The sequence below is a fragment of the Glutamicibacter sp. ZJUTW genome, from assembly GCF_008370855.1.
In the GTDB taxonomy this organism is placed as follows: domain Bacteria; phylum Actinomycetota; class Actinomycetes; order Actinomycetales; family Micrococcaceae; genus Glutamicibacter; species Glutamicibacter nicotianae.
In genome coordinates this window covers 389,547-412,482 of sequence record NZ_CP043624.1, presented here as the reverse complement: position 1 = coordinate 412,482, position 22,936 = coordinate 389,547, and the positions used below count along the sequence as shown (strand labels likewise).

Here is a 22,936-nt window from a genome sequence, read left to right as displayed (position 1 = left end):
CTCGTGCTACTTGGGATTCGTCAGGAACTTCGTCTTGGCTTCCTCCGGGCGATGACCCTGCTTGGCCTTCTGGATTTCGGCATAGACGTGGTGGCGCAGCTCGGTGAACCGCGGCAGCGACCGGGTCTCCAACTGGTCGCGCTCGTCGGGCAGATCAATCAGGATATCCTCCTGCACCACGGTCGGCGACGAGGAAAGGATAATCACCCGCTGGCCCAGGTAGATCGATTCGTCGATGTCATGGGTGACGAACAGGACCGTCACGCCCAGCTTCTTCCAGACGTTGCGGATCAAGTCCTCCAAATCGGCACGCGTCTGCGCGTCAACTGCAGCGAATGGCTCATCCATCAGCAGCACTTCTGGCTGGTAGGCCACCGCGCGGGCAATGGCCACGCGCTGCTGCATGCCGCCGGAGAGCTGCCACGGGTAGGACTTGGGCACATGGGCCAGCCCCACGGCTTCCAGCGCCTCGTCGACCAGCTTCTTGCGTTCGGCCTTGGGCACCCCCGCATTCTTCAGCGGCAGCTCGACATTGTCCGCCACGCGCAGCCATGGGAAGAGCGAACGGCCGTATTCCTGGAAGACCACAGCCATTTTCTTCGGCGGGCCGGTGACCTTCTGGCCATCGAGCAGCACCTCGCCGCTGGTCGCGCCCAGCAGTCCGGAAATGCACTTGAGCAAGGTGGTCTTGCCCGAGCCTGAGGGGCCGACCAGGCAGACCAGCTCGCCATGCCCCAAGTCGAAGGTCAGGTTGCGAACGGCCTCGATATCGCCGCCGTCGGTGTGGTAGACCTTCTGCAGCCCGCGTACCGACAGCAGCGCCTCGCCCTCCGGCAGGGTGCGGCCGCCGGTAGTCCCATTCTGATTAGACAGCATTTTCGACCTCTTTCAGACCGTTGTACCAGCGCAGCACGCGGCGTTCGATCCACTGGAAAATAAATGACATGATGACGCCGATCAGACCCAGCACCACGATGCCGGACCACATTTCGGGGACAGCGAAGGACCGCTGGAACTGGACGATGGCGAAGCCCAGGCCGGAGGAGGATGCGAACATCTCGGAAATGACCATGAGGATCAGACCGATCGACAGGCACTGGCGGATGCCGGCCATGATGGTCGGCGTGGCGCTGGGAAGCACCTGGTAGCGGATCCGCGAGATGCCGCTGATCCCGTAGGAACGGCTTGTCTCGTTCTGCACCGGGTCGATGGCGCGCACGCCCTCGATGGTGTTCAGCAGCACCGGCCAGATTGCGCCGGAGATGATGACCGCAATCTTCATTCCGTCGTTGATGCCCACCAGCAGCATCAGCACCGGGATCAGCACCGGTGGCGGCAAGGCGCGGAAGAATTCGAAGACCGGCTCGGTAATGGCCCGCGCGGTGCGGTTCATGCCCACCAGCAGGCCCAGCAGCACGCCGATCACGATGGCCCCGAGCACGCCGAAGACCAGCCGCTGGATGCTTGGCAGCACATCGGTGAACATGCGTTCGCCAATCCAGGTGTCGATGAACGTCGCAACCAAATCCGCAGGGGTGGGCACGAAGAAGCTCGCTCCGCCCGCGGTGGCGGCAACCCACCAGAGCACCAGCAGCACAGGCAGGGCCACGATGAAGATCAGTGACTTCACGGTTCTCATGCGATAATTTCCCCTCGAACCGAGGCGTGCCAGGACAGCACGCGCTTCTCGACCACGCGCATGCACAGGTTGATCACCACGCCCAGCAGGCCGGTGGCAACGATCAGCGCATACATTCCGGCAATGGCGCCGCCGGACTGCGCCAGCTGGATTTCTTTGCCCAGACCCGGGGAGCCGATGATCAGTTCAGCCGTGATCGCAAGGATCAGTGCCACCGCGGCACCCAGGCGGATGCCGGTCATCAGGTAGGGCAGCATGGTGGGAAAAATGACGTCACGGATGCGCTGGAAACGGGAAAACCCGTAGGAACGCGCGGTCTGCATCGCCACGTTGTCCACGTCCGCCACGCCGTAGAGCACCTGGATCAGCACCTGCCAGAAGCAGGCGTAGATGATCAGCATCAGCGAGGACTCGATCTTGGTGCCGAACAGCAGCACCGCGAGCGGGATCAGCGCCACCGAAGGAATCGGGCGCAGGAATTCAATCGTGGAGTTGGTGGCGCGGCGCAGGAAGGGCGACATGCCGATGACCAGTCCGAGCACCAGCGCCAGCAGCACGGCAGCCAGCAGGCCGATGAACCAGGCCAGCAAGGTTTCGCCCACGGCCACCCAGAAGGCGGTCAGCGTGAGGTCGAAAGCCAAGGTCGCCAGCACTTCCGAGGCTGGCGGAAGGTACGCGGCCTGGACGATCCCCAGGGCCGGGAGCAATTCCCAGATGCCTAGGAAGACCACGATGCCGATCAGCCCCCACACGGCGTTGGGAACAGCTGAGCCGGTCCTAGCGCGCTTGGCCCTGCGCACCCGTGCCGGTACTGCGCTTGCGGCACTCATGGCAGCAGCTTCTCGATGTCAACCGGCTTGGACAAAGTTCCGTAGCTTTGCGCCGCGTCGCCGAGCTTCTGCACTGCTTCGCGGTTGAAGTCCGCGCGGAAGCGCGGGAGCACCATCCCGGCGCGGACGTCCTCGCTGATCTTGGTGTAGGTGCCCACGATGTCGCGGACCTGATCGGGGTGCTGTTGCGCGTAGTCCAGCGACTTGTTCATCGCCGTGGTGAATTTCTGCGTCACCTCGGGGTTCTCCTGCGCATACTGCGCGGAGGTGAAATATCCGGCAACATCGAGCTCCGGATCGAACTCGGCGAAGTTCGCCGAGAGCATCTTCGCCCCTGCGTCCATGGCCGAGCTCTGGAATGGCTCCAGGATCCAGGCCGCATCGACAATGCCGTTCTCCAGCGCCGCCGGGGCATCAGGGAACGGGACCTCGACGAATTCAATACTCTCCGGGTCTCCCCCGTCAGCCTCGACGATCGACTTGATGGTGGTGTCGCCGATATTCGACAGGTTGTTGACCGAAACCTTCTTGCCGGCCAGGTCCTTCGGCGAGGAGATCTTGGAATCGCCCTTGACCAGCACGGAACCGACATCGGAGCTTTCATCTCCCGTCGTGGAGATGCCATTGGCCACGAATTCCATGTCCAAGCCCTTGTCGTTGGCAACCATCACGGAAATGAGGTTCGAGAAGGCGAAATCGTAGCTGCCGGACTGGATCCCCGGCACTATGGCCGAACCGCCGGTGGCGGTTTCGATTTCCAGGTCCAGGCCTTCCGCGGCAAAGAAGCCTTTGGCTTCCCCGAGCCAGATGGGTGCGGTGTCCACGATCGGGATCACGCCGACGGTGATCTGCTCCAGGGATCCCTGGGCATCGGCGGAGCTGTCCGCCCCGCCACTGGGCGAGCCGGAGCCGCAGGCGGCCAGTGCGAGAACTGAGATGGAAGCAAGCGCGAGCTTGAACGAGTGTTTCATGGCAAATTCCCCCATTTAGGTGCGGTTGCTGCCGCGGACCCGGCTTCTGGGTCCGCGGCAGCGCGAATGCGAAGCGGTTGGATTACTTGATGACCAGCTGGTCCATGTCCGGGGCCTTGTCCAGGAATCCGAACTTGGCTGCCAGATCGCCGAGCTTGGTCAGTTCGGGAATCGGGGTCTCGGCGTTCCAGGTTTCCATTACCAGGCCTTCGGCCACCTTGGCGTCCATGTTGATGAAATCCGGGAGCATGGCGCGTGCTGCGTCCGGATCGCCTTCAGCCGCGTCGAGCACTTCTGCCATTGCGGCCTTCCAGTTCGTGATGACTTCGGGGTTCTCCTCGGCGAATTTGCCGCTGGTGAAGCTGACCATGGTCGGCATGCCGACAATGGCGTCCTGGTTCGGGTAGCCCACCAATTCGTTGTCCTTGTTGGCCAGCGCACGGGAGAGGAACGGCTCGGGAACCCAGATCGCGTCGACATTGCCGCGGTCCAGCTGGGCTTCCATATCCGGGAACGGCATTTCACTGAACTTCAGGTCCTCGGGATTGGCACCGTCCATTTCCGCCGATTCCATGATGGTCAGATCCCCTTGGGTGCGCAGCGCGTTGACCGACGTGGTCTTCCCGGCCAGGTCCTTCCAGCCGCCGATATTCGAGCCCTTGCGGGCAACTACGCCGTTGACGTCTTCGCCGGAGGAGCGGGAAGCGGAGTAGCCGGTGACGATCTTCATATCCAGGCCTTTGTCCGCGGCGGTCATCACCGACAGCGGGTTGCCTACGGCAATCGCCAATTCGCCGGTGGACACTGCTGGCAGCATCGCCGCGCCGGCATTGGAGGTGCTCAGCTCTACATCCAACCCGTGCTTCTCGAAGGTGCCGGCATCGATGCCCTGCTGCACTGCTACCGACGGCGCGATGGGCAGGATGCCCACGGTAATCTTGGTCAACGAGCCGTCTTCAGCAGCTGCCGAATTACTTCCCTCGGATCCCTCCGAGCCGGAGAGCGACCCTCCGCCGCAGCCAACCAGGCCCAATGACAGGACCGCCGCACCTGCGAGCAATGTAGACCAGCGCTTATTCATGTTTCCCCCTAGAAAGCCAGTGCCCCGGTCCCCATTGGCGGACCGCGAATTGCGTGTGATTTGAGACACATATCCAGACTAGATCAATCATTGAAAAAGTCAATGGTTGATCTTATAACGATTTAACTTCAGGGATTCCTGGCCAGATCCTGTCCGATGGCCAACGCGTTCCAGCCCGAGCGCTTCCGGAAGCGCCCGGGCTGGGAATCCTCAGCTGTACTGCTTGCGCAGATCCGCTTTGCGGATCTTACCGCTGGCCGTGCGAGGCAGTTCCTCGAGGAATACTGCTGTACGCGGAATCTTGTAGCGTGCCAACCGGCCATTGAGATGTGCCACGATGCCTTCTTGGGACATTGAGCTGCCGGGCTTGAGCACGACGATTGCGCGCGGCACTTCGCCCCATTTGTCATCCGGGATCCCGATGACAGCGACAGACTCGACTTCGGGCAGCTCCATGATGGCTTGCTCGACTTCTGCCGGATAGATGTTCTCTCCGCCGGAGATAATCATGTCCTTCAGGCGGTCCGAGATGAACAGGAAACCCTCCTCGTCCACATGCCCGATATCCCCTGAACGGAACCAGTCGGGTTCGTAGAATGACCCGGCCGTCGCTTCGGGACGGTTCCAGTATTCCTTGATGACGTTGGGACCGCTGATCAGGATTTCGCCGACCTCGCCGGCGGGCAATTCATTGCCCAGTGAATCGGCGATACGGATATCGGTGAAGAAGTGCGGCAAGCCGGCCGAACCCATTTTCGGACGCGAATGCACCGCCTGCAGCAACGTGGCCCCCGGCGCGGTTTCGGTCAGCCCGTACCCGCCGCTGAATCCCAGTCCGCGGGCTTCGTAGGCTTCCAGCACGCGCAGCGGCACGGCCGAGCCGCCGCAGGTGAGCATCTGCAGCGAGGATAAGTCCGTGTTCGCCCAATTCTCATGCTCGGCCAGCAGCTGGAAGGTGGTTGGCACTCCCGAAAGCTGAGTGACCTGGTAGCGTTCCACAGCATCCAGGACCGCCGCTGGTTCGAAGCGCTCCTGCAGCACAACGGTTCCGCCCTTGAGCAGCACCGGCAGCGCGCCCATGCCCAGTGCCGCCACATGGAATAGCGGAGCGATGAGCAGGACCACCGATGTGCTGGTGATGTCGTAGTCCACGATGACATTGTAGGAATTCCATGTCATGTTCGCGTGGGTGAGGACCGCGCCCTTGGGTGTGCCTGTAGTGCCCGAGGTATACAGGATGATGGCTGGGTCTTCGAGTTCCACGGCCAGGTCCGGGTGGGTTGCCTCACCGGCTTGCAAGGCCCGCTCGTAGGAGCTGTCTTCGCAGGGGACCAGCGCAACGTCCCATGCCTGGGCCACCGGGCTGCCCTCGATGGCTGCATGCGCTTCTGCGGCGAAGTTCTCGACATAGATCAGCACTTCGCTGCCCGAATCGCGCAAGGCGAAGTTAAGTTCCCTCGGAGCCAAGCGCACGTTGAGCGGAACGAACAGCGCTCCAAGCTGCGTGGCGGCGAACATGGTCTCCAGATAGGCGGCGTGGTTGGCCCCGAGGAACGCCACCCGGCTGCCCCGGGTGATCCCCTGGGCGGCCAAGGCGCTGCTGAGCTTGTCGATGCGTTCGGCGAGCTGAGCGTAAGTCAGGCTGACTCCCGCATGGATCACTGCAACCTGCTGCGCGGATTTCACCCGGCGCCGGTGGATCCAGTTGCCAAACCCCTTATTCAACATCTGTCACTCTTTTCGTTAGGTCGATCGGTGCGGTTGCAGCCCAGGCCCAGCAGCGCTGCGGACTAGGCGTAGAAGCGGTAGAGTCCGCGGGAGACCACGGCCGGCTTCGTGCCGCCCTCCACTTCAACTACCTGGTCTACGGCGATCTGGTAGCCGCCCTTGACCTCTTCCACGTCGGCAATTTCGGCCTTCATGCGGATCTTGGCGCCCACCGGCACGGGCGATGGGAAACGGACTTTTTCCAGGCCGTAGTTGACCTTGGTCTTCACGCCGGTGACGTCGAAGAGCTCGGTCCAGAAGGCGATCTGCAGGCTCAGGGTCAGGTAGCCGTGGGCGATCGGGCCGCCGAAGGGGCCGTCCTTGGCCTTTTCCGGATCGGTGTGGATCCACTGGTGGTCATCGGTCGCGTCGGCGAAGGTGTTGACCTGATCCTGCGTGACCACGCGGTACTCGCTGTAGCCCAGGTCCTTGCCCTTGGCGGTGGCGAGGTCTGCGTAATCCAAAATGGTCGGTGCCATGGTGTTTCTCCTGATGTTGTAGTCGTTTGTTGCTGAAGTCCGGTGCTGCAGAAGTCAGCGGAAGGCGCTGACGCCGGTAATGGCCCGGCCGATGATCAGCGAATTGATCTCGTGGGTGCCCTCGTAGGAATAGATGGCTTCGGCATCCGCGTGATGGCGGGCCACGCTGTTCTCCAGCAAGATCCCGTTGCCGCCGCATACTTCCCTGGCCAGCGCCGCGGTCTCGCGCAGCATCCGGGCCGTGAACATCTTGGCCATCGCCGAGTTCTCGTCGCGGTAGATGCCTGCTTCCTGCTGCTGGGTCAGCCGCACCACCATGGCCAAGCTGGCGGTGGCATTGGAGAGCATATGCGCCAGTTTTTCCTGGACGAGCTGGAAGGAGCCCAGCGGCTTGCCGAACTGGCTGCGCTTGGCGACGTAGTCGCGGGCCGATTCATATGCTCCGAAGCACACGCCGGTGGCAATCCAGGCGACATCCGAGCGCATATTGCGCAGGCAAGCCGCGACGTCCGCGAAGGAGTTGATCTTCTCCAGACGGGCGGAGGCCGAAACCCAGACTCCGGACAGCTCGATATCCGCGTTCTGCATGATGCGCAGGCTGGTCTTGCCCGGGATTTTGCTGATCTTCACGCCCGGCGCATTCGTTGGCACCAGGAAGCACTTGACCTGGGAGTCAGCCTTGTCGCGGGCGAAAACCGCCAGAACATCTGCCTGGCCGGCGCCACCGATCCAGCGTTTTGCCCCGTTGATCAGCCAGCCGTCTTCCCCGTCGCGCTGTTCCCGCTTGGCTGAGGTTGCCAGCCCGCCGGCGATGTCCGAGCCGTGCTCCGGCTCGGTCAGGGCAAACACGCCCTTGTAGGCGAAGGACGTGATCTGCGGTTCCAGCTGCGCCACCTGCTCTGGGCTTCCGCCGAGATTCACGGTGGTGCGGAACAGTCCCGATTGCGCGTTGTAGAAGGTGGCGACCGAGGCATCCATACGACCCAGTTCGAAGTTGCGGAAACCGGCGTAGAGGCCCGTGGGCCGCTCGCCAGCCTGGAGCACTTCGGCTGGTTCCATCAGCTGGGCGTCGACCAGCGGCGCGACGATCTGCTCCGGGAATTCCCCGCGTTCCCAGTACTCATCGAGCACCGGGCGCACGTACTCCTGAAGCAGGCCACGCAGACGCGACAACGCGCTGCGCTCGGCCTCGCTGAGCAAGTCCGTGAATCCGTAGAAGTCACTGGTGGCTACGGCTTCCATCAGCCCTCCACCCCCAGCACGCGCAGTGCATTGCCCTTCAGGATTCCCGGGCGGACCTCGTCCCTCAGCTCCAGATCGGCAAATGCGCCCAGCCATTTCTGCGGGGTGATCAGCGGGAAGTCGGTGCCGAACAGCAACTTGCGCGAAAGCACATTATTCCCCATTTTCACCAGCGAGGCCGGGAAGTACTTGGGGCTCCAGCCCGAGAGGTCGATGTAGACATTCGCCTTGTGCGTGGCAATCGAGTTCGCCTCGTCCTGCCACGGCACCGAAGGGTGCGCCATGATGATGACCAGGTGAGGGAAGTCCGCGGCAACATCGTCCAGCAGCAGCGGATTGGAATAGCGCAGCTTGATGCCTCGGCCGCCGGGAAGCCCTGCGCCCATTCCGTTCTGCCCGGTGTGGAAGATGCAGGGCAGGCGCAGTTCCTGCAGCGTCTCCCAGAGCGGGTAGAAGCTTTCATCGCTCGGGTCGAAACCCTGCAATGACGGATGGAACTTGAAGCCGCGCACGCCCAAGGTCTCGGCCTGGTACCGTGCGTCTTCAATTGCCTGCTTGCCGCGGCGCGGATCCACCGAACCGAAGGGAATCAGCACGTCATTGTTCCGCGCGCACCCTTCCACCAGGTCCTCGATGGAGTTCGGCTCATGGCCCAGTGCGGTGCGCGCATCGACCGTGAAGACCACCGCTGCCATCTTCTGCTCGCGATAGAGCTGCGCAATGCTGTCGATGGACGGGGTCCGGTCTTCCGACTTGAAATAGGCCGCCGAGGCATCGAAGAGGTCTTCCGGCATGGCCTTGTGGCCGCATTCGTCGACTTCAAGATGCACGTGCATATCGATGGCGTCCAAAGCCGCGAAGTCGACTCCTAATTCATAGCGTGCAGTCACGGGTTTTCCTCCGGAGGTTACTTGGCTGGTTCTGGGCGGAGTTCTTCAGGAAGCTCCGGGAACTTCTCGCCAACGGACTGCTGGTTGCCCGCGAAGGGGAACCGCTCCTGAAGTGTTGCATAGTCCCAGCCGCCGTCGTTGAATTCCGAGGCGATGGCCTCTGGGTGGCTCCACAGCTGCAGGCGGTCGCCGCCGGCGCCAATAGCCTGGCCAGTGATGCCGCCTGCTTCCTCGGAAGCCAGGAATGCGATCAGTCCGGCCACATCGTCTGCGGTGCCGAAGCCCAGATCCTTGCGGAAGAAGTCAGGCATGGCTTCGCCGCGCTCATCAGCCTCGACGGCCTTGGCGAAATACGGAACGGTCTTGGTCATTTCGGTGGCAGCCACCGGGATGACAGCGTTGACGGCAATGCCGGCGCGCTTCATTTCCAGCGCCCAGGTGCGCACCATGCCCACGATGCCGGCCTTGGCTGCCGAGTAGTTGGTCTGCCCGAAGTTGCCGCGCTGCCCGGTCGGTGAACCGATGGCGATAATGCGGCCGCGGATATCGTTCTCCTTGAAGTAGGCGTAGGCCTCGCGGACGCAAGTGAAGGTGCCACGCAGGTGGACGTTGATGACCAGGTCGAAATCCTCATCGGTCATCTTCAGCAGCGACTTGTCGCGCAGCACTCCTGCATTGGTCACCAGGATGTCCAAGCGGCCGAAGTTCTCGACTGCGCCAGCCACCAGCGCCTTGGCGGCTTCGGTGGAGCCGACGGCCGCGACGATGCCGGCGGCTTTGCCGCCGGCTGCGGCAATGGAGGAAACTGCAGCTTCCACAGCAGCTGGGTCAACATCGTTGATGATGACCGCCGCGCCCTGGCGAGCCAATTCTTGCGCGTAGCTCAGACCCAGTCCGCGTCCGCTTCCGGTGACGATGGCAACTTTTCCTGCTAGCGACATGAGTTCTCCATTTCAATGGGTGTTTCGATTGCTCCCCCTTGGTAGAAAGTGGGAACCTTGACTACATACATAAGATCTTTAATCCTTGAGAAAGTCAATGGTTTATTTTTTCATGAAAAATGGGGATAGTGGAGTGAGCAATAAAATCACCGCCAAATCAGCGAAGGAAGAACAGTTCATGAAATGCGATCTCGTGCAGGAGCTGAACTTCCTGGTGGCGCGCATGCGCTCCCTGGGATCAAGCCGGGCCAATCAAGCACTGAAGCCCCTGGGCTTGAAGGTGCGGTCCTACTCGGTGCTCTCGCTGGCCTGCAGCGACATCGTGCCAACCCAGCGCGATCTGGCAGAATTCCTGGCCCTGGATCCCAGCCAGATCGTCCCTCTGGTGGACGGCTTGGAATCCAGCGGGCTGGTCACGCGCATGCCGGATCCCAAGGATCGCCGCTCCAAGGTCATCGTGGCCACGGACGCCGGGCGCAAGCTCTACGCGCAGGCCAGGAAGGTTACCAAGGCGAACGAAAATGAAACCCTCGAGGCGCTCACCCCCGATGAACGCCTCCAGCTGCGCGACCTGCTATCCCGCGTGGCGTTGGCCGAAACGCAGTAGCCATTCCTTGATTATTCTCATTCATTGAGAACGTCGCTGTCGTCCAGGTCACTCGCGTCGCATGCTTGTGGAAGTTCCCCAATACTTCCCTCGGCCAGATGACCCGGCCCGGCAACGCAGCCGGCCGCACGGGACATGGCCCAGACGACAGCAAGGCAAGGTCCCATGGTTCAGAATCCACGCATCCTCAAGACCAAGGTCGGCATCATCGGCGGCGGTCCGGCCGGGCTCATGCTTTCGCATCTGCTGGCCAAGACCGGCATCGATAACATCGTCGTGGAAATGCGCGACCACGAAACCATCCGCAATACGCATCGCGCCGGAATCCTCGAAGCCCAGGCGGTGCAGATGCTCACCGAGTCGGGCGTCGACGGCCGCGTGCTCACCCACGGCGACGAGCACGCCGGCATCGACCTGCGCTTCAATGGCGAATCCCACCCGCTGGACTTCCGCGACCTGGTGGACGCCACCGTCACCCTCTACGCGCAGAACGAGGTGTTCGTGGATCTGTCCGCGGCCCGCCACCGCGACCACGGCGACGTGCGCTACTCCTGCGAGGTCACCGAGATCCTGGACATGGAGACCACCACCCCGAAGTTCCGCTTCACCGACGCCGAGGGCACCGAGTTCGAAGTGCACGCTGATGTGATCGTCGGTGCCGACGGCTCGCGCTCCTTCGCCCGCCGCCAGATGCCCGAGACCGTCAAGCAGGACTTCAAGGTCACCTACCCCTTCGCCTGGTTCGGCATCCTCACCGAAGCGCCGAAGTCCGCACCCGAGCTGATCTACGCCAACTCCCCGCATGGCTTCGCGCTGATCTCCCAGCGCAGCGAAACCGTGCAGCGCATGTACTTCCAGTGCGATCCGAACGAAGACGTGAACGCCTGGAGCGATGACCGCATCTGGGCCGAACTGCAAAAGCGCGTGGACGGGCCGGATGACTTCCAGCTGAAGACCGGGCCGATCTTCGACAAGACCGTGCTGGGCTTCCGCTCCTTCGTGCGCGAACCGCTCTCCCACGGGCGCCTGTTCCTGATCGGCGACGCCGGGCACACCGTCCCGCCCACCGGCGCCAAGGGCCTGAACCTGGCCTTCGCCGATGTGAAGGTGCTCTTCGAAGCGCTGGATTCCTACTTCTCCACCGGCAGCGACCAGCTGCTGGAAGGCTACTCCGACCTCGCGCTGAAGCGGGTGTGGAAGGCGCAGAACTTCTCCTACTGGATGACCTCCATGCTCCACACCCCGGTAGGCGGCGACCCGTTCATGGCCAAGCGCGCCCTGGGCGAGCTGGAAACCGTCACCTCCTCGCGGTTCGGCCAGCAGTACCTGGCCGAGTCCTACACCGGCTGGCCCCACGCCTGAACTCCCTGACTTACCACCGCATCCTTGAAAGGAGCCCGCATTGAGCACCGGCACCACGCACCAGGACGGCACCGAGGCCGAATCCTTCGCCAACTCGCATCTGCTGGACCCGGCGGCAACCACCGCCAGCCAGGATGAGATCAGCGGCGAAATCGCAGACATCCACGAGGCCTACCGCCAGGAAGTCCTGGCCGGCAAGAAGGCCGAAACCCAGCCGCGCATCGATTTCGCACCCTACCGCTCCTCGCTGCTGCGCCACCCGACCAAGAACCTGCATCACGCGGATCCGGAAACCATCGAGCTGCACTCCCCGGCCTTCGGCCAGCGCGACGTGCACGCACTGGAATCGGATCTGACCATCCAGCACAACGGCGAGCCGATCGGCGAGCGCATTGTGGTGGCAGGCCGCGTGCTGGATGGCGACGGCCGCCCGGTGGCCGGGCAGCTGGTGGAAATCTGGCAGGCCAACGCCGCCGGCCGCTACATCCACAAGCGCGACCAGCATCCGGCCCCGATCGACCCGAACTTCACCGGCGTAGGCCGGGCGATCACCGGCCCGAACGGCGAATACTCGTTCACCACCATCAAGCCGGCGCCGTACCCGTGGAAGAACCACCACAACGCCTGGCGCCCGGCGCACATCCACTTCTCGCTGTTCGGCACCGATTTCACCCAGCGCATGATCACCCAGATGTACTTCCCCGGCGATCCGCTGTTCGCGCTGGATCCGATCTACCAGTCGATCACCGATGCGAAGGCCCGCGACCGCCTGGTCGCCACCTACGACCATTCGCTGACCAGCCACGAATGGGCCACCGGCTACAACTGGGACATCGTGCTCACCGGCAGCAACCGCACCTGGATGGAAGACGAAGAGGGAGAGCACTAAATGGCACAGGCACCTGAACTGAAACTCGTCCCGACCCCGGGACAGACCATCGGCCCGTTCTACGGCTATGCATTGCCCTTCGAGAAGGACAACGAGCTGGCCAGCCAGGCCAACCCGAACTCGGTGCGCCTGCACGGGGTCATCACCGATGGCAACGGCGAGGTCATCCCGGACGCGCTGCTGGAAATCTGGCAGGCCGACGAGCACGGCAAGGTCGTCTCGCGCGACGGCTCGCTGGTCCGCGACGGCTACACCTTCACCGGGTGGGGCCGCGTGGCCGTGGACAACGTCGGGCACTACACCTTCACCACGGTGAACCCTGGCCCCACCGAAGAAGGCAAGGCGCCGTTCATCATGCTCACGGTCTTCGCCCGCGGCCTGCTCAACCGGCTGTTCACCCGCATCTACCTGCCGGAGGACACGCAAGCGCTGGCCAATGACCCGCTGCTGGCATCGCTGAGCGAAGCAGAACGCTCCACGCTGATCGCCACCCGCGAACAGGACGGCTCGCTGCGCTTCGACATCCGGTTGCAGGGCGAGAACGAGACGGTGTTCCTGTCCTACCCGCGCGAAAGCTAGAACCCATCGCACCACCCCGCCAGGCTGCCCCGGCGCCCGTACTGTTACGGGCGTTGAAGCACCCGGCGGGGTTTCGCCCGTTGCCGGGCACTAGAGTTCTAGAAGAACGGCGTGCACGCTTACAGCTAAGAATCGAGGGACTAAATGGAAGGCGCAGACTACGGCGTACTGGCCCCTGCCTGGGCTGGTACCGCGGCCTCGGCGCTGGCCAGCGACGCGGCTTTCGTCCAGGGGATGCTGGATGCCGAAGCCGCCTGGGTGCAGGTCCAGGCGGACGCCGGCCTGTGCAGCATCGAGGATGCGCAGGCGGTGCGCGAGGTGGCCAGCGTGGACCGCTACGACCTGGCGCTGCTGGCGTCCAAGACACCGGACGGGGCCAATGCGCTGATCCCGCTGCTGGGCATGATGCGCGAGCTGCTCACGCATGATGGCGCGGCGAAAACTGCCAGCACCGCCTTGCACCGCGGGGCGACCAGCCAGGACATCATCGACACCGCGCTGATGCTGGTGCTCTCCAAGACGATCACGCTCACGCTGGCCGATCTGCGCAGCACCGCTGGCGGGTTGGCGGCCCTGGCGCGCGAGCACCGGTCCACCGTGTGCATTGCCCGCTCGCTGACCCAGCATGCTCTGCCCACTACCCTGGGCTGGAAGGCCGCCAGCTGGTTAACTGCCGTACTGGATGCCGAACGGCAGCTGGACGCCGCCACCGGGCAGCTGCGCCTGCAGTGGGGCGGAGCGGTGGGAACGCTCGCATCCTTGGAGCAGCTGCTATCCAGACACACGGAAACAACAGCCACGAGCAAGTCGCTGGCCTCGCAGCTGGCAGGCCTGCTGGGCCTGGCGGATCCGGGAACGCCATGGCACACCAACCGCATGCCGATTCTCCAGCTCGGCTCCGCGCTGGGCGCGGCCATTGCCGCGCTGGGGACCTTCGGCGCGGATGTGCTCACCGCCTCCCGCCCGGAAATCGGCGAGCTGTCCGAACCGCGCGAGGCTGGCAAGGGCGGTTCCTCGGCCATGCCGCAAAAGCAGAACCCGGTGCGCTCGGTGCTGCTGCGCAATGCGGCGTTCAGCGCCCCCGGCCTGCTCTCCACCCTGTTCACCGCCGCCGGCACCGCAGTGGATGAACGCCCTGATGGCGGCTGGCATGCCGAATGGAGCGCCCTGCGCGAACTGGCCCGGCTGGCTTCCGGCGCCGCCTTCCACGCCGCATTCTTGGCCAACGGCCTGAGCGTGAATTTTGCAGCCATCGAACGCAACCTCGCCCTGGGCGGCGACGCGGTGCTCTCCGAGCGCCTCGCGGCCGTCCTGGCGCCACTGGTGGTTGGCGGAAAACCGGCCATCCAGGCGCTGGTGCGCCGCAGCCTGGACGAGGATGTTTCCCTGCGCGAACTGCTGCGCCTGGAAATCCCCACCCATGATCTAAGCGACCAGGACCTCGACGAATTACTTGATCCAGCCGGCTACCTCGGTGCCGCGGATCGCTTCACCGAAACAGTACTCGCCGATTACTCGGCACGGAAGGAACTATGGCAGTCCCGCAACTAACCCCATCCTTGCTGCATACCAGCAAGGAACTTCCCACCCTCATTGCCGGCCCTTCGCTGGGCACCGCCGCCCTGCCGCTGTGGGCACCGGCCCTGCCCTACCTCAAAGAGCACTTCCAGGTCATTGCCTGGGACCTTCCGGGGCACGGCGAGAGCAAGCCATCCACGGAGGAATTCACGCTGGCCGAGCTGGCCACCGCTGTCACCGAAGTTGTTCAGGCGCTGCGTGCCGACGGCGTCATCGCCGAGGGCTCCAAGCTGTACTACGCGGGCGTCTCGGTGGGCGGGGCAACCGCACTGCAGCTGGCGGTAGACCACCCAGGCTTCTTCAACGGGCTATCCTCCATCTGCTCGGCCGCGAAAATCGGCACCCCGGAAGCGTGGACCGACCGTGCCGAGCTGGTCGCCAAGGCCGGCACCCCGACCATGGTCGCCGGTTCCGCCGAACGCTGGTTCGCACCGGGGTTCATCGAGAAGCAGCCGGTGATCAGCACCGAGCTGCTGCACAGCCTGCAGGACGCCGACCGATTCGCCTACGCCCACGTCTGCGGCGCCCTGGCAGGATTCGACGTGCGCGAGCAGCTGGCTTCCACCAGCGACCCGATTATTGCCATCAACGGCGCGCAGGACCAGGTCTGCCCTCCTGCAGACGCTGAATTCATTGCCGAAAATGCACCGCACGGAACCATGGCGGTCATTGATTCGGCAGCCCATCTGGCCCCGGCCGAGGCACCGGAAGAAACTGCGGCCTTGCTGGTCGACTTCTTCCTGGCCAACTAGCAGCGAGGACTAGCAGACAATGACTGAATCATCACGCCTTCCTGGCGACACCTACGATGCCGGCATGGCGGTGCGCCGCCAGGTCCTGGGCAATGAGCACGTGGATCGTTCCACCAAGAACTCGAACGAGTTCACCGACGAATTCCAGGAGATGATCACCCGCTACGCCTGGGGCACCATCTGGACCCGCGAAGGCCTGCCACGCACCACCCGCAGCGCCATCACGCTGACTGCAATGATTGCCGGCGGATACTGGGAAGAGCTGGAAATGCACGTGCACGCCGCCCTGCGCAACGGCATGACCCCGGAAGAGATCAAGGAAGTCTTCTTGCAGTGCGCCATCTACTGCTCCGTTCCGGCAGCGAATGTGGCGTTCAAGATCGGCAAGAAGGTGCTGGACGAGTACTCGGCGGCCGAAGGCAACTAGCCGCTAGCGCCGCGCATCCGCGGCCTGCTGGATCGAGTGCAGCAAGGCCCACGGGACGATGCCGCTGGTGCGCGGGTTGCGCGGCGATGGGTAATTCTTGACCGAGAAGCTGTACTCGCCGGCTGGCCCGTGCGCTTCGATGAGGTGCTCGGTCAGCTCTGCCGCCGGATCGGCGAGCAGCCTGACCTGCACCGCGTCCCAATCCCCCACTGTTAAGGCCACTGCCGCGGCGACATTCAGCGACTTCTGGAAGTCGCGGGCCGCCACCGCAGCCGGACCATTGAATACCTCTACCGGGCCGCTGGCCTGCTCCAGTTCGCGGCGCCGCCGCGCATCCATCCACGGCTGCACCAAGGTGGCCGGCAGCTTGCGCGTAGTTACCAGCACCTGCTCGATGCCGCTCATTCGTGCCGCCGCACCAAGCAGGTCCAATCCGCCAATGGCCCCGGCGGTGCTGATCAGCCGGCCTGGCCCGGCAGCTTGCACTGATGCGGCAAGATCCGGGTCGGCCAGCGCTCCCATGGAACTGGCCAGCAGGTCGACCCCTGCCTCCAGGATGCGCACCGCATGCTCCCGCACAGCGTGCTGGCCCGCGCATTCGACCACCAGGTCGCAGCGCTCCAGCGCCTGCTGGAGATTCAACTGTTCAGGTTCCAGCCCCGGCTGATGCCGGCGCAGGATCACCCCTTCAAGCTGGGCGCCCGCCACGCTCCCGGCAGCCAATCGATCCGCCACCACGGAGCCGATGGCGCCATAGCCCATTACTCCCACCCGATACATGCTGCCCACGGCCATGACCGTCCTGTCCGAATTCTTTGATGCCAGCTATCGCCAGCTTAGCCAGCTGGCGCGACCATCACGAACCGGCGTGGTCCCGGAACGACAGGAGCTCCGCGCTATTGCCCGGCCGCGGAGGCATGGTCGCCGCGCTCCATGAGCCGGGAGGCGGCATAGCCGAAGAGGATGCCCCAGAAGGCCGCGTGGATGTTGAACAGGTCCAGACCGGAAATTGTCACGACAAATGTCACCAGCGCGCCAAGGGAGAACTTCGTGGCGAAGGCCGCCACGAACGCCTGCTGCAGGGCCTTGAGCATGGCGATGCCTCCCAAGGCCAGCACGAATGCCTCAGGGGTGGCCAGCATGAAGCGGGTCAGCGTCGGAGCCAGCAGGGCGAAGACCAGGGACAGGAATCCATAGACCACCGCCGCTGTGTAGTGGCGGTGCTTTTCGCCCGATGAGGTGAGCAGCGCGTTGGTGGGCCCGGTGACGCAGGCGGATACCGCGCCGAAGCAGGCGTTGAGGATTGAGAAACCGCCGGAGGCCAGGGCGAAGGCATTGACCGGCGGCTGGTGCCCGGCGGCACGCAGCACCGCAACGCCCTGGCCGTTCTGCACGATCAGCACGGTGATGGCCAACGGTACCACCAGTTCAAGTTGCGCGGCCCAGGTGAATTCCGGAGCGGTGAACACCGGGGTGGCAAGTACCGGACCGCCCGCGGCATCCAATGCGAACTGCCCGCCGGCGGCCATGGCAATGATGCCGGCGATCAGCGTGCCCAGCACCGGTGGCAGTTTTCGGCCCAGCGCCGGCACCGCACTGAGCAGCACGAAGACCAGCACCATGGGAGCGGCCACCACCGGGTTGGCTTGGGTGGATGAGACGATGTCGGTGCCAAAGCGCAGGAAGACCGCCGCCACCATGGCCATCACAATCGGCATCGGGATGGCCGCCATGATCCGGCGCACTACCCCGGTGGCTCCCAGCGCCAGGACCAGCACCCCCGAGACGAAGAACGCCCCGACCACTTCGGCGAAGGACAGGTGCTGCAGCGAAGGACCCAGCAGCACCGTGCCGGGGATGGACCAGGCGAAGCCCAGCGGCTGGCGGTAGAGCAGGGACATCACGATGGTCGCCAACCCGGCGGAGAGGAAGATCCCGCAAACCCAGGAAGCCATCTCGGCCTGGGATAGCCCGCCTGCGGCACCCACGGCAAGGGTGACCGCGATGGGGCCCGAGGCGGAGAAGACCAGGCCGATCACCCCATTGCTGGCATAGACCGCGCCCAGATCGCGCAGCAGCGCGCGGATCCCGGCGGGCCTGCTCGCGGGCCGTTCCAGCAGCGGTTCGCGCGGTGACCGCGCGGGTGCTGGAGCCGATTCGTCGGTGGGCAAGAAATTGGCTGGCTTGGGCATGCGCTCTCCTGGATGACGGTGGCAGTGGCATTAATAGTCCATCACTAATGCACCGCTTAGGGGGCCGTGGGAAGTGGCACATTGATCCGGGGTATGCCAGTCCTAGGATAGTTCTGGCCTCGGACCAGCACCGCAGGCAGGGCTAGGATGAGACCGGGGCGATGCGGCCCGCGGATGAAAGGACTGCTCCGATGAATTCCAATACAGAGCTCGGCGAGTTCCTCAAGGCGCGCCGGGCGCTGGTCAGCCCGGCAGGCGATGGTGGTCCCCGGCGCCGCGTTCCTGGCCTGCGCCGCGAAGAGGTCGCGGTCCTGGCCGGAGTGAGCACCGACTACTACACCCGGCTGGAGCAAGGCCGTCACAAGCGCCCCTCCGAATCAGTGCTCGGCGCGTTGGCCAAGGCCTTGGAACTGGATGAGGCGGCGACCGGGCATTTGTTCAATCTGGCGCGCTCGCTCTCCGGCTCCGGGCGCGACAGCCCATCAAGCGGCGTCCAGCGGGTGCGCCCATCCCTGCACAAACTGCTGGATTCCTTCACCGCCCATCCGGCCTTCATCCGTGGTCGGCGCACCGAGGTGCTGGGCATGAATCCGCTGGCAGCCAGCCTGCTCACCGATTTCCTGGCCAAGCCGGTGCGCCACCGTAGCCTGATCCGCTGGGCATTCCTAGATCCCGAAGCCAGGCAGCGCTATGCCGACTGGGAGCAGGTCGCCGCGTCAATGGTCGGCACCTTGCGCCTGGATGCCGGGCGCCATCCGCATGATCCGTTGCTCGCGCAGCTGGTCGGAGAGCTATCGATGAACAGCGGAGAATTCCGCACCTGGTGGGCCGACCACCGGGTGGTCGAGCGGCGGGACGGAATCAAGCGGTTCAACCATCCCGACGTGGGTTATCTGGAGGTCAACTACGAGGCGCTGGACGTAACCGGGGCAACCGACCAGACCCTATTCATCTACACCACCGAGCCGGGCTCTGAGTCCGAAGCGAAGCTGCGCGATCTAGCAGCGCGGCTCAACAGCCCGGGTGCGGCGCCGAGAGGCTAGCCGCGTGCCGGGATCAGCGATTCGCTGAGCCAGCTGCGCTCCAGCTCGTTCAGCGGCCGGGACGAAACGCCATCGGCTGCTAGCGGAACCATGACCGTGGTCGAGTCGAATACCGGCTGCCCATCCTGGTAGCCGATGCCGCGCACGGTGAATGACTTGTTGCCCAGCCGGCTGATGCCCATGCGGATGTGCATTTCGGGCTGGTAGTACAGCGGGCGCAGGTAGTCGATCTGGATGGATGCCACTACTGTGCCGAATTCGAATCGGCCAGTAGTTCCGTCTTCGCGCGTCCAGCGGATGCGCGCTTCTTCCATCAATGTCACGATGCGCGCATTGTTCACGTGGCCCAGGGCATCCTGATCCGACCAGCGCAATTGCAAGATGATCTCGGTTGCGGCGGCCAGTTCATCGTTTTTCGCGTCATTCATGAAACCCATTGCACCAGAAACCGGGGCTGGCCACTGCGCCCGTGACAGCTCATGAACTTGGAACATTGCCAGCAGGCACCCACCGCGCATCCTCGTTGTTGGCATCCAAGCAGAACCATTCCTTTGCCGGCCCATAGCACCGCAGCTCATCGGTGAACCAGAACGTCTGGTCCGGATCCCACCCGGCAATCACGCTGGCGTACTTCTCATCGATGTCGAGGCACTGGCCGGCGAGCGCCAGATAAGCACCAATGCCCAGATGCACCCCGTCATAGTCGCGCGCCACTGCCAGCCAATCAGGGATCATCCATGCGCCGTCGCGCCCAGTAGCCAAATACCAGTCGTGGCGTTTCTGCGCGGACACCTCGAGGCCGTATTCGCGGCAGAGACGGATCCAGTCCTCCGCCGTGGCGATCTCCAGCATGTTCGCTGCGGGAGGCACACTAGCGTGCCTGACGCTGGCCTGCTCCCATCCGAAACCGTCTTCCACGCAGCTCAGGCCCACAGGCTCGCCGCCAGGGAAGATACCGGTGCTGGCGGGCAGGCGGCTGCTGGGCTTGGACCACCATTCGCCACTGAAGCTGCCCAGCTGGATGTTATGCAGTTCCGCGGCATCGCGGGCTTCCGTCGCCAGAACCGCGCCCCTCCAGTCCTGCAAAATGCCAAGGGCATCGTCATCGGGAGCTTGCGACTTACCCACGGGATCATGCTGGTCGAACTCCACCTTGAACTGGTTGCGCAGATCCACGGGATCCATCCACCAGTCCGCGAGCCCGCTGTCCGCCAGATGCCGGGCGACCCGCTCAAGAGGCCCGGCGAAAGTCGGCAACGCCAGCAGGGTGTCTTCCCCATCCGGTTCCTGCCAATAGCGCGCGTAGTCCACCGAACGAACTAGCGCGTGTTGCAGGAGCGCCGCAGTGGGCGTCACCAGGTTGGTGCTATCAAGGAGCCGTGCAATCTCCTCGACACTGATATCGGGCACGCCTGGCTCGTCCATGCCAAACAGGCCAACGCTCTCGCCACGTTCGACCGCGACCCGATGCGCGGCATAGAACATCGCCGCCCGCAGTGGATGCTCCGCGAATTCCGGTTGCAGCTGCTCTTCGCTGGCAATTGCGAATTCCCACAGCAGCCTGCGTCCCCGCGCGCCTGCCATCAGCGCCTGCACCAGTTCCATCGCCACCACTTCATTTCATTAGCTGGAGATACCTAAATCCTGCCAAGACAGTCGATAACTATTTACGGGATCGATGAATCGACATTACCTGGGCATGGGTTGCAATTCACCTGTCCTTGGCACCGTGGGATACGGCTGGCCAACGGGCCGGCAGATTGCCCCCACCCGGAGGAACGTACGTGAAATTCTTCGCTCGACCCGGCAAAACCAATCATCTCACCCCACTGCATCTGACCGCCGGAAGCCTGGTTGCCATTGCCGCTTCCACCGCTTTGATCAGCGCCAGCCCAGAAGTCGAAGCGGCGCCTGCCGCCAAGACCACCGCGGATTGGAGCTCCTCGGCCTACCGCGGGTCCGTCGAGGTCATCCCTGCTAAAAATAGCGGCAACGCCGCCGATCAACAGACGCTGGACGGCGTGGTCTTCGAGGACCGCAACAAGAACTCCAAGCAGGATGCCGGTGAACCCGGCCTGCCGAACGTCACGGTGTCCAACGGCCGCGACGTTGTGTCCACCGACGGACAGGGCCGCTACGAACTGCCGGCCTACAACAACATGACCGCATTCGTCACCCAGCCGCGCGGCTTCCAGGTACCGGTTGACGAGGACAACGTCGCCCAGTTCTTCTACAACCACCTGCCCGGAGGCTCCCCGGAACTGAAGTACGACGGCATCGCCCCGACCGGCCCGCTGCCCGAGGCGGTCAACTTCCCGCTGGTGCGCAGCAGCGCCACCCAATCGCCGGAGCAGAGCTGCGTCATCGGCGCGGACGTGCAGACCTACACCCAGCAGGAAGTCGAATACGCCAGGGACGGCGCCTTCGCCGATCTGGCGGCCCGCACCGACTACATCGGGTGCGGCGTCTTGTTCATCGGCGACCTCGTGGGCGATGACCTGACCTTCTTCCACCAGACCCGCGAGCTTTCTTCCATGCTCAACGGCCCGGCCCGCTTCCTGCCGGGCAACCACGACATCGACTACGATTCGCTGGACGGGCAGCATGAGTTCGATTCCTTCCGCGCCCAGTTCGGCCCGGAATACTACTCCTACGACACCGGCAAAACGCACGTCATCGCACTGAGCACCATCGACTACCCCACTGCGGTTCCAGCTAAGAAGAGCGACTACACCTATGATTTGGGGCAGCGCCAGCTGCAGTGGCTGCGCGAGGACCTGGCCAAGGTTCCCAAGAACAAGGCCATCGTGCTGGCCGGGCACAGCCCGATGCTCGAGTTCTTCTACAGCGACGAGCATTCCACCAAGCAGGTCAAGGAGATCTACGAGCTGCTAGAGGGACGCGAGGCCGTTTCCCTGGGCGGGCACACCCACATGTCGGAGAACCTGCGCGCCGGGGACCTGATGGACGGCTGGCGCGATGAGGTCGGCGAAGCAGGCTTGCCCTTCACCCATCTGACGGTCCCGGCAATTTCCGGGCAATGGTATGACGGCCGGGTCTCCGAGAACGGCTACCCGACCTCCATCCAGCGCGACGGCACCCCGCCGGGCGTGCTCACCTTGGACATCAAGAACACCGGCATCGTGGAGCGCTTCACCGCCACCGGCCAGGATCCCAGCAAGCAGATGTCGCTAGGCCTGAATACCCCTCAGTACCGGAAGTGGTACGAAGAGAATCTGGACAAGGAACGCGGCACCGTCCAGCCCCTGGCCGACCCGCTGGCAGTGAGCCGGCAGGGATTGGCCCAGGACACCTGGCTGACCACGAACTTCTGGATGGGCAGCACCGGTTCCACCGTCGAGGTCTCCATCGATGGCCAGGACCCGGTGGCCGCCGTGCGGACCCAGCAGATGGCGGGCGAGCGCCCGCTGACCGGAGCCGAGTACTCGGACCCGTCCGCCATCGCCGAGCAGTTCGTCCACGGCGGCGGCCTCGCCGAGAAGACCAGCCACCTGTGGCGCATGGAACTGCCTGATGACCTCTCGGTTGGTGAGCACACCGCGACGGCGACCGCCACCGACGTGCATGGTCGCTCCTACACCGAGCAGCTGGAATTCACCGTCGTCCAGTAGCATCGCTGCTTTGAGCTGGTGCCTGCATGATGCAG

23 protein-coding genes are annotated in these 22,936 nt (G+C 63.9%); 9 read left to right on the top strand and 14 right to left on the bottom strand.

Going from position 1 to position 22,936, the window contains the following annotated elements:
• Positions 1-6 precede the first annotated feature (6 nt).
• From F0M17_RS01960 to F0M17_RS01915, 10 genes are all read right to left on the bottom strand, one after another.
• Entirely contained in the window at positions 7-876 is an 870-nt protein-coding gene (locus F0M17_RS01960; RefSeq protein ID WP_149596242.1) for an ABC transporter ATP-binding protein, read from the bottom strand.
• Positions 866-1,639 (bottom strand): ABC transporter permease, encoded by a 774-nt coding sequence (locus F0M17_RS01955; protein ID WP_149596241.1) that lies wholly within the window; start codon positions 1,637-1,639, stop codon positions 866-868. Before F0M17_RS01955 ends, F0M17_RS01960 begins: the two co-directional genes overlap by 11 nt.
• Positions 1,636-2,469, bottom strand: coding sequence for an ABC transporter permease (locus tag F0M17_RS01950; protein ID WP_121866084.1), 834 nt, complete (start codon positions 2,467-2,469; stop codon positions 1,636-1,638). The genes F0M17_RS01955 and F0M17_RS01950 overlap by 4 nt, the downstream gene beginning before the upstream one ends.
• Entirely contained in the window at positions 2,466-3,440 is a 975-nt protein-coding gene (locus F0M17_RS01945) for an ABC transporter substrate-binding protein (protein ID WP_149596240.1), read from the bottom strand. Before F0M17_RS01945 ends, F0M17_RS01950 begins: the two co-directional genes overlap by 4 nt.
• 82 nt (positions 3,441-3,522) lie before the next feature.
• Positions 3,523-4,521: an ABC transporter substrate-binding protein gene (locus F0M17_RS01940; protein WP_149596239.1), complete on the bottom strand. Its 999-nt coding sequence runs from the start codon at positions 4,519-4,521 to the stop codon at positions 3,523-3,525.
• Positions 4,522-4,731: 210 nt separating this feature from the next.
• Positions 4,732-6,249: a long-chain fatty acid--CoA ligase gene (locus F0M17_RS01935; protein ID WP_149596238.1), complete on the bottom strand. Its 1,518-nt coding sequence runs from the start codon at positions 6,247-6,249 to the stop codon at positions 4,732-4,734.
• 62 nt (positions 6,250-6,311) lie between these two features.
• A complete protein-coding gene (locus F0M17_RS01930) occupies positions 6,312-6,767 on the bottom strand; it encodes a MaoC family dehydratase (protein WP_149596237.1) in 456 nt (151 codons plus the stop codon).
• Between the two features lie 54 nt (positions 6,768-6,821).
• Positions 6,822-8,009: an acyl-CoA dehydrogenase family protein gene (locus F0M17_RS01925; protein ID WP_149596236.1), complete on the bottom strand. Its 1,188-nt coding sequence runs from the start codon at positions 8,007-8,009 to the stop codon at positions 6,822-6,824.
• Entirely contained in the window at positions 8,009-8,899 is an 891-nt protein-coding gene (locus F0M17_RS01920) for an amidohydrolase family protein (protein WP_168201925.1), read from the bottom strand. Before F0M17_RS01920 ends, F0M17_RS01925 begins: the two co-directional genes overlap by 1 nt.
• A 17-nt stretch (positions 8,900-8,916) precedes the next feature.
• Positions 8,917-9,840 (bottom strand): SDR family NAD(P)-dependent oxidoreductase, encoded by a 924-nt coding sequence (locus F0M17_RS01915; RefSeq protein WP_121866079.1) that lies wholly within the window; start codon positions 9,838-9,840, stop codon positions 8,917-8,919.
• A 133-nt stretch (positions 9,841-9,973) separates the two neighbouring features.
• Here F0M17_RS01915 and F0M17_RS01910 point away from each other — a divergent pair, with 133 nt between their 5' ends.
• The 7 genes from F0M17_RS01910 (at position 9,974) to pcaC (ending at position 16,034) form a co-directional block, all read left to right on the top strand.
• A complete protein-coding gene (locus F0M17_RS01910) occupies positions 9,974-10,447 on the top strand; it encodes a MarR family winged helix-turn-helix transcriptional regulator (protein ID WP_223308868.1) in 474 nt (157 codons plus the stop codon).
• Between the two features lie 165 nt (positions 10,448-10,612).
• Positions 10,613-11,809 carry a 4-hydroxybenzoate 3-monooxygenase gene (locus F0M17_RS01905; protein WP_149596234.1) on the top strand — a complete coding sequence of 399 codons (1,197 nt, stop codon included), beginning with the start codon at positions 10,613-10,615 and terminating at the stop codon, positions 11,807-11,809.
• 40 nt (positions 11,810-11,849) lie between these two features.
• Entirely contained in the window at positions 11,850-12,698 is an 849-nt protein-coding gene (pcaH, locus tag F0M17_RS01900; protein WP_038992451.1) for a protocatechuate 3,4-dioxygenase subunit beta, read from the top strand.
• Positions 12,699-13,277, top strand: a complete 579-nt coding sequence (pcaG, locus tag F0M17_RS01895; protein ID WP_038992453.1) for a protocatechuate 3,4-dioxygenase subunit alpha — start codon at positions 12,699-12,701, stop codon at positions 13,275-13,277.
• 144 nt (positions 13,278-13,421) lie between these two features.
• Positions 13,422-14,828: a lyase family protein gene (locus F0M17_RS01890; protein WP_149596233.1), complete on the top strand. Its 1,407-nt coding sequence runs from the start codon at positions 13,422-13,424 to the stop codon at positions 14,826-14,828.
• The gene (locus tag F0M17_RS01885; protein WP_073707414.1) at positions 14,810-15,607 is read left to right on the top strand and encodes an alpha/beta fold hydrolase; all 798 of its coding nucleotides are present in this window, start codon (positions 14,810-14,812) and stop codon (positions 15,605-15,607) included. The genes F0M17_RS01890 and F0M17_RS01885 overlap by 19 nt, the downstream gene beginning before the upstream one ends.
• A gap of 19 nt (positions 15,608-15,626) precedes the next feature.
• Complete coding sequence (gene pcaC, locus F0M17_RS01880) at positions 15,627-16,034, top strand: 4-carboxymuconolactone decarboxylase (protein ID WP_141356796.1); 408 nt, start codon at positions 15,627-15,629, stop codon at positions 16,032-16,034.
• A 3-nt stretch (positions 16,035-16,037) separates the two neighbouring features.
• Here the strand turns inward: pcaC and F0M17_RS01875 are convergent, their stop codons facing one another.
• Both F0M17_RS01875 and F0M17_RS01870 read right to left on the bottom strand, forming a co-directional pair.
• On the bottom strand, positions 16,038-16,829 hold the full coding sequence (locus tag F0M17_RS01875; RefSeq protein ID WP_149596232.1) for an aspartate dehydrogenase domain-containing protein: 792 nt from the start codon (positions 16,827-16,829) through the stop codon (positions 16,038-16,040).
• A 101-nt stretch (positions 16,830-16,930) separates the two neighbouring features.
• Positions 16,931-18,226, bottom strand: coding sequence for a benzoate/H(+) symporter BenE family transporter (locus F0M17_RS01870; RefSeq protein ID WP_210416682.1), 1,296 nt, complete (start codon positions 18,224-18,226; stop codon positions 16,931-16,933).
• Positions 18,227-18,417: 191 nt separating this feature from the next.
• Here F0M17_RS01870 and F0M17_RS01865 point away from each other — a divergent pair, with 191 nt between their 5' ends.
• Positions 18,418-19,269: a helix-turn-helix transcriptional regulator gene (locus F0M17_RS01865; protein WP_149596231.1), complete on the top strand. Its 852-nt coding sequence runs from the start codon at positions 18,418-18,420 to the stop codon at positions 19,267-19,269.
• On the opposite strand, the gene F0M17_RS01860 is transcribed toward F0M17_RS01865, so the two are convergent.
• Positions 19,266-19,697, bottom strand: a complete 432-nt coding sequence (locus F0M17_RS01860) for a thioesterase family protein (RefSeq protein WP_149596230.1) — start codon at positions 19,695-19,697, stop codon at positions 19,266-19,268. The two genes, F0M17_RS01865 and F0M17_RS01860, sit on opposite strands and share 4 nt — an antisense overlap.
• 49 nt (positions 19,698-19,746) lie before the next feature.
• Complete coding sequence (locus tag F0M17_RS01855; protein WP_168201924.1) at positions 19,747-20,880, bottom strand: hypothetical protein; 1,134 nt, start codon at positions 20,878-20,880, stop codon at positions 19,747-19,749.
• 173 nt (positions 20,881-21,053) lie between these two features.
• Between F0M17_RS01855 and F0M17_RS01850 the strand changes: the two genes are divergently transcribed.
• Positions 21,054-22,901 (top strand): calcineurin-like phosphoesterase family protein, encoded by a 1,848-nt coding sequence (locus F0M17_RS01850; RefSeq protein WP_149596228.1) that lies wholly within the window; start codon positions 21,054-21,056, stop codon positions 22,899-22,901.
• Positions 22,902-22,936 lie beyond the last annotated feature (35 nt).